General features: G+C 40.8%; 8 protein-coding genes. 6 read left to right on the top strand and 2 right to left on the bottom strand.

Annotation, left to right across the window (positions count from 1 at the left end; all coding sequences use genetic code 11):
- Positions 1-22 precede the first annotated feature (22 nt).
- Both qoxA and ACR65F_RS01300 read right to left on the bottom strand, forming a co-directional pair.
- Positions 23-952: a cytochrome aa3 quinol oxidase subunit II gene (gene qoxA, locus ACR65F_RS01305; RefSeq protein ID WP_440502861.1), complete on the bottom strand. Its 930-nt coding sequence runs from the start codon at positions 950-952 to the stop codon at positions 23-25.
- Between the two features lie 448 nt (positions 953-1,400).
- Positions 1,401-1,547 carry a hypothetical protein gene (locus ACR65F_RS01300; protein ID WP_156137884.1) on the bottom strand — a complete coding sequence of 49 codons (147 nt, stop codon included), beginning with the start codon at positions 1,545-1,547 and terminating at the stop codon, positions 1,401-1,403.
- Between the two features lie 319 nt (positions 1,548-1,866).
- On the opposite strand from ACR65F_RS01300, the gene ACR65F_RS01295 reads away from it, so the two are divergent.
- The 6 genes from ACR65F_RS01295 to ACR65F_RS01270 all read left to right on the top strand — a co-directional run bounded on the left by ACR65F_RS01295 (position 1,867) and on the right by ACR65F_RS01270 (position 12,521).
- Positions 1,867-3,255, top strand: a complete 1,389-nt coding sequence (locus tag ACR65F_RS01295; RefSeq protein ID WP_440502860.1) for an aldehyde dehydrogenase — start codon at positions 1,867-1,869, stop codon at positions 3,253-3,255.
- Positions 3,256-3,398: 143 nt separating this feature from the next.
- Positions 3,399-4,889: a UDP-N-acetylmuramoyl-L-alanyl-D-glutamate--2,6-diaminopimelate ligase gene (locus ACR65F_RS01290; protein WP_440502858.1), complete on the top strand. Its 1,491-nt coding sequence runs from the start codon at positions 3,399-3,401 to the stop codon at positions 4,887-4,889.
- Between the two features lie 33 nt (positions 4,890-4,922).
- Positions 4,923-6,497, top strand: coding sequence for a peptide chain release factor 3 (locus tag ACR65F_RS01285; protein ID WP_440502856.1), 1,575 nt, complete (start codon positions 4,923-4,925; stop codon positions 6,495-6,497).
- A 143-nt stretch (positions 6,498-6,640) separates the two neighbouring features.
- Complete coding sequence (locus ACR65F_RS01280; RefSeq protein ID WP_440502855.1) at positions 6,641-9,730, top strand: efflux RND transporter permease subunit; 3,090 nt, start codon at positions 6,641-6,643, stop codon at positions 9,728-9,730.
- A 461-nt stretch (positions 9,731-10,191) separates the two neighbouring features.
- Positions 10,192-10,950 carry a TerC family protein gene (locus ACR65F_RS01275; protein WP_039042046.1) on the top strand — a complete coding sequence of 253 codons (759 nt, stop codon included), beginning with the start codon at positions 10,192-10,194 and terminating at the stop codon, positions 10,948-10,950.
- 221 nt (positions 10,951-11,171) lie between these two features.
- Positions 11,172-12,521: a TrkH family potassium uptake protein gene (locus ACR65F_RS01270; protein WP_039042045.1), complete on the top strand. Its 1,350-nt coding sequence runs from the start codon at positions 11,172-11,174 to the stop codon at positions 12,519-12,521.
- Positions 12,522-12,739: the final 218 nt, after the last annotated feature.

Raw genomic sequence — 12,739 nt, 5'->3', positions numbered from 1 at the left:
GTTGGATTTGCTAGGAATGCACTTAGTGAGCATCATGATCCATATCCATATCCATATCCATATCTTCATGGTCTTCGTGCTGTTCTTCAGTGGATGTATTCCCACCATGATTATGTCCGCTATTTTCCCCTTCAGGAGCGGGTTTGAATTCAAGGTGGTTAGAGGAATAAGTCTTACGACCGACGTGTTCAGCTTCTATCAACTCGTCGAACTCATCTTCTGTTAGCTTAGGGGCAGTTGTTTTCACATCGTTAACCCATTCCTTGTAATCGGCATCTGACAGTGATTGAGCTTCAAATTCCATTTTGGCAAAGCCTTCACCGCTGAAGTTAGAGTTTTTACCTATAAACGATCCAGGAACATCTGCAGACATGTGGATGGTATTAACCATGTCACTCATCGCGTACTTTTGACCAGCTAGTTGTGGAATCCAAAAACTTGTAATTGGTCCGAAAGAATATAGACGGAACTCAATTGGGCGATTCGCTGGGAAGTTTACGTAGTTTACGGTCTCGATCCCTTCTTCTGGATAGCTGAAATGCCATTTCCAGTTGGAGGAAGACGCGTAGATTACCATTGGTTTTTCGTCTGCATAAGCGACAGACTTTTGCTCGACTTTACTAGTTGAAGATACTGTGACCACAGAAAGTACAATTACGATGATGACCGGAATGGCTGTCCAAATGATTTCTAACCATTTGTTTCCCTCTTCATGAGGCGGTTCATAATCGTCATCCAGTTTCGAGGCACGATACTTAACTAGGACAACTGTGTATAGCACATAGACCACGAAAAGGATGCCTGCCATTATTGCAATTGAAAACAGGATTGTTTCTGATAATATTTTTGCTTGCGGTCCTTTTGGGTCTAATATGAGCAACGGGTTTTCACAACCAGCAAGTAGAATGGCTGTGATGGAGAATAACGAAAGCGCTATCCACTTTTTCTTCATGATAGGACTCCTCTCAAGAGCGTGATGTTAACAGGGGAGCTCTATATAGTTTGCCACTAAACTATATTTTGATAATTAAAAACGATATGTGTTTATCAATTAAATGCAAAAGACTCCCGTGCGAACTTTATAATAGTCCCGTATAAACGAGAATTCAATGGAGAAGAGAGTATGTCACAAAAGGTTCTTATCTGTTCAAATTCATGAGCGAACAATTTGCATCACCTATTAAATGGGTGTAAGCTTGTTTATAATTTGTTTGATAAAGTTATTAGAAATATAGGGTTTTTTAGGCAAGTCGGAGAGTTATGTGGATTATAGAAGTGACAAGGATGTCCATTTTTAGGCAAACAAAAACAGCTTTTCTTTTCGCGTTCCGCAAAAGAAAAGCTGTTTTATGTACCACCGTCATCTTGAAAAGTCTGTTGGGCGAGCTGCGTCTTCAAAATTAGTTGACGACCTCGTGAGTAAGTTCTTCATCTCTAAAATATAGGAAGTGCTCTTCATCTAATTCGTTCATACGTTCCTTGTTCAATCCAGCGGCTAAATTACCTTCAAAAATTGTTTCCCACCAAGTATCAGTTGTTGTCATCATTATTTCCTCCCTTAAAGAATGTGGTTGCTTGTTATACACTCTTTACCCTAACTCTGTTTAGCTCAAAACGTTGTTCTGAAAAAAGGCTCCGATAGTCCTGCTACGAAATTCCAATTTTGTAGGACTGCCTGATGTGGTTAGTATATGAATCGACAGGAGTTGCTAACCTGCGTATTTTGTCGGAATTAATGATAACGAAAACAGATCCTTTTGAATGATTGACTTTTATTTAGCTTTTTGATAGTGAGCAGGTTGGATTTTTGCGTAACACTCTAAAGGCAGTTAAGATAGAAGAAACCGCTTAAGAGGAGGAACGTCCATGAACTTTACAACTAAAGACGTAGAATCAATAATTGAGCGCCAACATGATTTTTATTTTTCAGGAGCAACACGTCCTGTTGAATTTAGAAAAGAAATGCTAATCCGTTTAAAAGAAGCGATTCAAGCATCTGAACAAGAAATCGAAAAAGCGCTCTACCGGGACTTGCGGAAAAATCCTTTTGAATCATATGTAACTGAAATCGGATTTGTTCTTTCAAGTATTGGTCATGTATTGAAACACTTAGATGAATGGATGGAACCTGAAACAGCGAAAACACCAATCTATTTACAGCCGGGGAAAAGTCAGGTAATCCGAGAGCCGTATGGATCGGTTTTAGTAATTGGACCGTTCAATTATCCGTTTCAACTAGTCATGGAACCAATCGTGGGTGCACTAGCTGCTGGAAACTGTGTAGTCGCAAAACCATCTGAAGCGGCACCGCATACTGCTGCTGTTGTTAGAAAAATTCTAGAACAGCAATTTCCACCAGAGTATGTTCGTGTTGTAGAAGGTGCAAAAGAAGAAACTTCAGCCTTGATACATGCACCGTTTGATTCGATTTTCTTTACTGGCAGTGTCGCGGTGGGGAAAATTGTTATGAAGGCGGCATCAGAACGTCTAACGCCTGTAACACTTGAACTAGGTGGTAAGAGTCCTGCAATTGTAGATCAGACTGCCAATTTGAAAATAGCTGCTGAGCGGATTGTATGGGGGAAGTTCTCGAATGCGGGTCAAACGTGTGTGGCGCCAGACTATGTAGTGGCACATAAAACTATTAAGGAATCTCTGCTAAAAGAGATTAAAAAGGCCATTCGACGTTTTTATGGAAAAGATGCTTCCTCAAGCAAGGATTACGGTCGGATCATTAATGAGAAACAATTCGATCGTCTTCAAACTATCCTTGAAAAAGAGCAATCTGTTGTAAGTAGTGGTGGAAACACTGACAGGGCAGACTTATATATCGAACCGACTGTCCTAGAAGGTATTCATTTTGACAGCCCCTCTATGGAAGATGAATTGTTCGGACCGATCTTGCCGGTACTTGAGTATGAGAACTTAGGGGCTTTGCTACATCAAATTCGTAAAATGCCAAAACCACTTGCTGGTTATATGTTCACAGAAAATGAGGAAGCTGCTGCATACTTCACTGAACAACTACCGTTTGGGGGAGGATGTATCAATGATACGATTTCCCATGTTGGCAACATCCACTTGCCATTCGGTGGAGTGGGTTCATCGGGACAAGGTAATTATCATGGTAAAGCAAGCTTTGACGTCTTCACCCATGAAAAAGCTATGATGAATCGTAGTACTGCTATTCCGATGAGAGCTGCTTTCCCTCCATATGGCAATAAGCTGAAATTCATTAAACCGCTGATTCGTTAAGATCAGTGGTTTTTCTTTTGATTCGTTAATTCAACCATGACGTAGACACAAAAAAAACGTATAATGAATGTATTGCCTAAAAAAGCAGATGGTCGAAAATCGATAATGGATCACTGTAAGGTATGGCTGAACGGAGGAGTACAATGAATACAAAACAATTATTGGCAGTTTTGCCAGTTAAACGTGAGGTAGGGGTACTACCTGAACAAGTAACAGATTTGACAACAGACTCTCGGGCAGTCAGTGCAGGAGGATTATTTGTCTGTATCGAAGGCTTTACAGTAGATGGCCACAAATATGTTAGTCAAGCAGTGGAATCAGGTGCACGGGTCATCATCGCTTCCAAACCAATAAAAGTCGATCTTGAAAAAGTAGCGGTCGTGTACGTAGAAAACACTTCTAGAGCAATTAGCTTACTTGCTTCTGCTTGGTGTGGCTATCCATCAAAGAGAATGAAAATGATTGGGGTAACCGGGACCAACGGAAAAACAAGTGTAAGTAATATCATTCACGGCATCCTAATGGGGGCTGGTGAACGTTCAGCTGTCTCAGGGACAATCGGGTTCAACTTGGATGGTGTATTGTACGAAACGGAAAATACAACGACAGATGTGTTGACCACACAAAAGATGATTGCACGTGCAGCAGAAGAAGGTTGCGACACGATGACGATGGAAGTTTCTTCTCACGGCCTCATAGAGGGACGGTTAGCTGGGACAGAATTTGATATTGCCATATTCACGAACTTGACCCACGATCATTTGGATTTCCATGGGACGATGGAGAACTATGGCAATGCAAAAGGTCTTCTGTTTGCTCAGCTCGGGCAAGACTTGCAACAACAAAAAGTTGCGGTTCTGAACGCAGATGATAAGTGGCACACTAAAATGAAAGAGATGACATCTTATCCTGTGCTAACTTATGGAATTCATTCGGATGCAATGTTCTCAGCCTCAAATATCGACCTTCGAACAGATGGAAGCTCATTTACGTTACACTCGCCAGAAGGTGAATGGGACGTTGAAATGCGAATGATTGGTGAGTTTAGTGTATCCAATGCGCTAGCTGCGATTACTGCGCTCTATGCAAAAGGATTAGCAATTCCCGATATTTTAGCGCCACTCCGTTATCTTGCACCTATTAAAGGGCGAATGGAACGAGTGGAAACTGAACTACCTTTAACAATCTACGTGGACTATGCCCATTCTGCAGATGCAATAGAAAAAGCAATCGATGCAGTGCTTCCTTACAAATCAGACTCTTCAAAACTGATCTTTGTAATCGGCACAGGTGGAAACAGGGATAGGAAGAAACGCCCTGTGATGGCTGAAAAAGCTTCCGCTGCGGATTACGTGATTTTAACGACGGATGATCCGAGAGATGAACCATATGACTCTATAACATCTGAACTTGCAGCAGGAATGACCCATCAGCAGTTTGCATGTGTAGGAGATCGCGAAGTTGCCGTGCGCCATGCGATTGAAATTGCTGATGAAGGCGATATTATTATCTTCGCAGGTAAGGGACATGAAGATTATCAAATTATCGGCTCAACAAAATATCCGCATTCAGATGCAACAATTGCACTTGAAGAGGCGGAAAAGAAATTTGGTAAAGGCTTGATCGGCAGCTAAATGTCGGGCTCATATACGAAGGAGAATAAGGAAATGACTAAAAATATGCAAAATCAAATTGCTTCAAGACGAACGTTTGCCATCATCTCTCACCCAGATGCCGGGAAGACGACGATGACAGAAAAACTGCTCTACTTCGGTGGTGCAATTCGAGATGCCGGAACGGTTAAGGGGAAGAAAAGCGGAAAGTACGCAACGTCCGACTGGATGGAGATTGAAAAACAACGTGGTATTTCTGTGACTTCATCTGTTTTACAGTTCGATTACGATGGAAAACGAGTTAACATTCTGGATACACCAGGACACGAAGACTTTAGTGAAGATACCTATCGGACACTTATGGCAGTCGATGCAGCCGTTATGATGGTCGACTCAGCAAAAGGAATTGAGCCTCAAACCATCAAGCTCTTCAAAGTTTGTCGTATGCGTGGTATACCCATTTTCACGTTCATGAACAAAATGGATCGACAAGGTAAAGAGCCGCTTGAGTTAATGGAAGAGCTAGAAGAAGTTCTCGGCATCGAGTCCTACGCAATGAACTGGCCGATTGGTATGGGGAAAGAGTTCGTAGGGATTTACGATCGCTACAACAATCGCATTGAACAAGCCCGCGTTGAAGGGGAAGATAAGTATCTTGAGTTAGACGACGAAGGTCAACTGGCTAAGCCCCATCCAATGATGGAAACTTCTTATTACAAACAAGCAGTGGAAGATGCGCTTTTGTTAGAAGAAGCTGGGAATTCTTTTGATGAATCCCGCGTTGCCAAGGGCGAGCTTACACCTGTATTTTTCGGAAGTGCCTTGACAAACTTTGGCGTCCAGACTTTTTTGGAGACCTTTTTGAACTTTGCTCCCTCTCCGCAACCCCGCATAACAGAGAACGAGCAATATGTAGACCCAATGACGGACGAATTCTCGGGCTTCATCTTCAAGATTCAGGCAAATATGAATCCAGCTCACCGAGATCGGATTGCCTTCGTTCGAATTGTGTCTGGTTCGTTTGAAAGAGGGATGTCTGTAAACATTCCTCGTATTGGGAAGACGGTAAAGTTATCACAAACAACTCAGTTTCTTGCAGATGATCGTGAAACAGTGAATGAAGCGGTAGCAGGAGACATTATCGGGTTGTACGACACAGGGAATTATCAAATTGGAGATACTGTAGTTGGCGGTAAGTCCACATACAAATTCGAAGCATTACCACAGTTCAACCCAGAATTATTCGTCAAAGTTACAGCCAAGAATGTCATGAAGTCAAAACACTTCCATAAAGGGATTTTACAGCTCGTTCAAGAAGGGGCTATTCAGTATTACAAAACACTTCACACTGAAGAAGTCATACTTGGTGCGGTAGGTCAGCTTCAATTTGAAGTATTCGAGCACCGGATGAAGAATGAATATAATGTCGAAGTCCAAATGGAGCACATTGGCTCTAAAGTGGCGCGTTGGATTGAAAACGAAGCAGACGTGAAGGAATCTATGACGGGACCACGTTCTATGCTCGTAAAAGATCGTTATGATAACTTAGTCTTCCTATTTGAAAACGAATTTGCTATGCGTTGGTTCGGGGACAAATTCCCGGATATTCGTTTATATAGTTTGTTATAAGCAATAGTCCACATTAAAAACTCGTTACATATTTGTGTACGAGTTTTTTTACTATAATAAAATTTTCAAACGTTCTGTTTGAACTCAAGCGATGCATTGCATATGATGAAAGTACTGTATTTAAGAAAAAAGGGGACGCGCACATGAAAATAAGCGATTTTTCGATTAAACGCCCGGTATTTACGCTTGTCACGATGTTTTTAATTATCATTCTCGGGGCTGTATCTTTTCTAAAAATACCCGTTACGCTCATACCAGATTTAAATCCACCTGTCGCAGTAGTCGTTGCGAATTATGGTGGTGCATCTCCAACAGAAGTTAGCGAAAAACTAACAAAACCTTTAGAAGAGAGTCTTTCCACAGCACCTGGATTAAAGTCCTTACAATCTACTTCCCAAGAAGGTGCTACCTTAGTCTTCATGATGTTCGATTGGTCTGCTGATATAGACGACGTTCAGCTCGATATTTTACAGAGAATTGACCAGGTTCCTATACCTGAAGGCGCGGATAAACCTCGTTTCATGAAGTTTGATCCTTCTCAATTCCCAGTTATTCAACTCGCACTTAAAACCGGTTCTGAAGATGTTGACATTCGGAAGATTGCAGAAGAATTGGAAACAGAATTACGTCAAACTGAAGGCGTCGCTAGTGTCAGTGTATCCGGTAAGCTTGTTGAAGAAATTCAAATCGTATTAGATGAAAGTAAGCTTGAAAAGAACGGACTCACTCAAGCGGACGTGTTACAAGCTGTTCAAGCTTCGAATGTAACGATGCCAGGTGAGCCCGTGAGTGCATCAGGTGGCAAACAACTAACGACGCGTATCATCAGTACCCTCAACTCAGCAGATGATGTGAAAAACGTCATTATTGGTCCAAATCCTGTGACTGGGAAGCGATTGTATGTAAAAGACGTCGCATCTGTCACCCTCACAGAAGCAAATAGTGGCACGTTAACTCGTGCAAATGACCAACAAGCCGTGTTACTCTCAGTCCTCCAGGAATCGGGAGCGAATACTGCAGAAGTGTCCAAGTCTTTCAAACAATCATTAGATCGGATGTTAGACGAAAAGCAATTTAAAGACGTAGAAGCGGATATATTATTTGACCAAGGCGATTACGTAAAATTAGCCATTAATAACATAGGTCAATCACTTATACTTGGTGGTCTCTTTGCCATGATCGTTCTTTTCTTCTTCCTACGGGGCATTAGAAGTCCGATTATTATTGGTGTTGCAATTCCGTATTCTGTTATTGTGACATTCGTTCTAATGTTCTTTGCGGACTTCTCGCTCAACATTATGACGTTAGGTGCGTTAGCCCTCGGTATCGGAATGCTAGTGGACAACTCCATTGTCGTCATTGAAAATATTGAACGGCACCTTGCTATGGGGAAAGACCGGAAAGTAGCAGCAAGCGAAGGGGCTAAAGAAATCAGTGGGGCGATCATTGCATCCACTTTGACGACACTGGCTGTATTTGTTCCAGTCATCTTCATTAGTGGATTAATTGGACAAATCTTTACTCAATTTGCCCTGACTATCTCGTTCAGTTTATTTGCATCGTTGGTTGTTGCGTTAACCGTTGTGCCAATGATGGCGAGTCGCATGTTACGCAAGCCACGTCGCAATGTAGAAGCACGTAGACGTCGCTCGAAAACACTCAGTACATTCGAGAAGTCCATAAAATGGTCTTTAGGTCATCGCTTCCTTATTTTGGTGATGACGGTAGTTTTACTTGGCGCTAGTGCATTTGGATTGTTTAAAGTAGGGACGGAATTTTTACCGTCTACCGATGAAGGTTTCTTCAGCATTAATGTTGAACTTCCAAATGGATCTTCACTTGAAACAACGAATGCAGCAGTAAAAAAAGTAGAAGATGTGTTGAAAGAACAAAAAGATGTCGACGTATATGTCAGTCTAGTCGGAGGAACACAGCAGTCCATGGCACAAGGAGGTTCACAAGCGGATACAGCTGAAATGTATGTGAAGCTGAAACCGCTAGCAGACCGGGAGCGCTCCGTATTCGAATTCATGGATGATGTGAAGCCAAAAGTGAATAAAGCGATTGGGGATACTGCCGATATTAGCTTTAACGTACAAGCTGCTGCAGGTTCAAATCCGAATACGTTAACATTTGCAATTGAAGATACAAACGAATCTCGTTTAAATGAGGCAACTGCAAAAATAGATGATGCTCTCAAAAAGTTAGATGGTGTAACAGAAGTCTCTAACAACTTAATGGATACCGTTGAGGAAGTCCAAGTCACCGTCGATCCAAAGTTAGCTGCAAATTTCGGCTTGGCACCTTATCAAGTAGCTCAAACGATTACAGACGTTACTCGTGGTACATTTGCGACTCAAATCGTCGATGAAAGTGATCAAGTGTTGACGGTGAAAGTCCAATATGACAAAAAGTATTATAAAGATACCGATGCTTTAAGAAAGATAAAGCTCCGTACGCCAACAGGACAGTTTGTTAAGTTAGGGCAGATTGCGAAAATTGATATTGCTGAAGGCCCAGTCGCCATTCAACGTGTTGACCAAGCACACTCTGTTTCTTATGACGTGAAGTATGAAAATGATAAATCTCTTGGTGATATGACGAAATCTGTGAACGATGCAATAGATGAACTCAAGTTACCGGATGAAGTGAAGATGTCCTACAGTGGAGACCGTGAACTCTTTGAGAGTGCAGCAAATGATATGCTACTTGCACTTATACTTGCAGTAGTTCTCGTCTACATTGTTATGGCAGCCCAATTTGAGTCGTTTAAATACCCATTTGTTATCATGTTCTCTGTTCCATTGATGGTGATTGGTGTAGCAATTGGTTTGTTTGTGACGAACACCCCGATAAGTGTCACTTCGATTATTGGTATCCTTGTATTAGTAGGAATCGTCGTGAACAACGGGATTGTCCTTGTGGACTACATTAACCAGCAAAAGGCTGCTGGTATGAGATCGTATGATGCAATTGTCATTTCGGTTAAAAACCGTGTGCGTCCGATTCTTATGACAGCTCTAACGACAATTCTTGGCTTGTTACCACTTGCACTTGGCATCGGTGAAGGTACAGAAATAAACCAACCGATGGGAATTGCTGTGATTGGTGGACTCATCAGTTCCACGTTCTTGACACTCTTCATCGTTCCGATTATTTATAGTCTCTTCGATAAAGAAACAAGAAGACGTGCACGACCTACAACATCTGTGGATAACCAAAATGATTTATAGAAGTTGACTTAAAAGCAGAGGAAAAGATCCCTCTGCTTTTTTGTATGGTATGAATAGGACAATCATTCATAGAATGAACCGATGTTTCATATAATGTGAGTATCTGCAAAGGAATGTTTTGATTGAAAAAAAGCAGCTACAAAATACGATTCTCCTGATTGGTATTGATTGTGTCGAAACTAAAACATCGAGAAGAAACTTATTTGAAAAAGCGGATGTTTAGTTTACAGAACAGCTGATGATTAGTATAATAAAGGGAGAAAAGTACCCAACAACTGAATGTCTTTGACGTTTGTCAAAGGGGAGTAGCTATAGGGAAACCTATTTCATAGTCGTCAATACATGGTGATAGTGCACCATCGGTTATGATAGCTGGATTTTTTACAAATTCCGACTTAGCGAGACCTTTGCCTTTTATTAGGTGAGGGTTTTTTTGATTGAATAAAAAGGAGGAATTTTTGTTGGAAACGATTTTCTTTGAATACGCGTGGGTACTACTTGTACTAATTGTTTTGGAAGGCCTACTCGCAGCAGATAACGCTGTTGTTATGGCGGTTATGGTGAAACACCTTCCCAAAGTACAACAGCAGAAAGCATTGTTCTACGGACTATTAGGGGCATTTGTTTTCAGATTTACAGCTCTATTTTTCATCACGTACCTGGTGAATTATTGGGAAATTCAAGCACTAGGTGCAGTTTACCTATTGTATATTTCAGCAAAAAACATTTACGACCAAAAACATCATAAAAATCCCGATCCAACTAAGAAAAAAAGGAAAGAGTCCGGTTTCTGGTTTACTGTATTGAAAGTGGAACTTGCGGATATCGCATTTGCACTAGACTCTATGCTTGCAGCGGTAGCACTTGCAGTAACACTTCCAGAACTAGGAAACTTCCACATCGGTGGCATTAATGGTGGACAATTCACCGTCATGCTAATTGGTGGAATTATCGGTCTTATCATGATCCGATTTGCAGCTCGTCAATTTGTAACATTGCTTGAGAAGTTTCCAGCACTTGAAACAGCTGCCTTCCTTATTGTTGGCTGGGTAGGTGTTAAACTTGCTGTAATGACACTTGCGCATCCTAATGTTCAGATTCTCGATACAGAATTTCCACACTCTCTTACGTGGAAACTTATTTTCTGGTCTGTCCTTGCAGCCATCGCAATAGGCGGATACTTAACTGCTGTTGCAAGTAATCGAAAAACTTCGAAGTAACGATTCTAAAACTGTCCAACGCGAGAGATGTTTCTCGCGCTAGACAGTTTTTTTTGATTAGCTTGTACATAAAAACTATGTAGATGCTACTTTAGGGGATAAATAAGGTGACTGAAAATGAAACTTGCAACCGATGCTAAAAGAGTACCGAATTTTTCTGACAGGATAAATTCGAATATGGTATGATTATGTCCTCCTGAAGGAAAGGATCGGATACAAAAATGAAATTTAATCGTGATACTTTACACAGATTCACACCAGCTCAAATAATTGTGTTTTATTATTTTTTAGCAATCGCATTTTCTTTTCTATTGTTGAATCTACCAGGCGTTTATAAACCCGGTGTGAAGGTTTCTTTTATCGATAGTTTATTTACATCTGTAAGTGCTGTCAGCGTCACCGGACTGACGCCGATTAGTATTGCAGGTACGTATACTGTTTTCGGACTATGTATGCTAATGCTCGTTCTGCAAATAGGCGGAATCGGGATTATGTCAATCGGTACGTTTTTCTGGTTACTCGTAAAAAAACGTATAGGGTTACGGGAACGACAGCTCATTATGGTGGATCATAATCAGTACTCGCTCGCTGGAGTCGTACAATTGATTAAACAAATTGTACGGATTATTTTTCTGATTGAGCTAATTGGTGGAATTATCCTGACCATTTACATTATGCCTCTCTACGATAGTTTTTCTGACGCACTATTAAATGGAATGTTTTTATCAGTTTCTGCTACAACGAATGCTGGATTCGACATTACAGATGCTTCTTTGTTGCCGTATTTCAATGACTATTTTGTACAAACTGTTATTATGGTATTAATTATCTTAGGAGCTATCGGATTCCCAGTTCTTGTAGAAGTAAAAAGTTTCTTTTCAAAAAAGGTTCCTCATTTTCGTTTTTCGCTATTTACCAAAATTACGACATCTACATTCGGAATCCTGTTGTTAGTAGGTGCGGTAATGATCTATATTTTAGAGTCATTTCATTCTTTTAAAGGAATGTCTTGGCATGAAAAGATCTTTTCTTCCTTATTTCACTCTGTTTCAGCACGATCTGCGGGTTTAACAACATATGATATTACTAGCTTTAGTGATGCGACGGATATTGTAATCAGTTCATTGATGTTTATCGGTGCATCCCCAAGTTCAGTCGGTGGGGGAATTCGAACTACGACATTTGCTATCGCAGTACTATTTCTCATTAACTTTGCAAAAGGGAAAGATGTTATTCACATTTTCAAACGACGTATCAAGCTTGTCGACATTTTTAGATCGTATGCCGTCATTTTGCTAGCGGGCTTCATGGTAATGACTGCCCTTCTCATAATGTTAGTAACGGAGCCAGGAGTACCAGTGGTCTCATTGTTGTTTGAAATAACCTCTGCATTCGGAACGTGCGGCATGTCTCTTGGTATTACTTCCGATTTATCTGTACCGGGCAAGGTTATTATCATGGCACTTATGTTCATTGGGCGAGTGGGACTTATTTCTTTCCTATTCACACTAGGTGGAAAAGTAAATAAAACTTCTTTCCGATATCCAAAAGAGCGAGTAATTATAGGGTGAAGGAAAATCAGAGAATTTGCAGAAGGTTCAATTAAATGATTCTGCATTTCTTTGAATAACCTTGTATGGAAGAAAATTCGAACAATATAATTCTTAAGGCCTATATAATGAATTATGGAAATATGGAATAATCTGAATTATACACTTTGAACCGTTTATTTATGTAAGTTATAACATTTGGTGCTATTTCATATCTTGTCTAAACAGTCTCGGGAGGG

It is taken from the genome of Sporosarcina sp. SAFN-010, assembly GCF_059415065.1.
The sequence above is the reverse complement of the archived record's forward strand: the minus strand, read 5'-3'. Positions and strand labels throughout refer to the sequence as shown.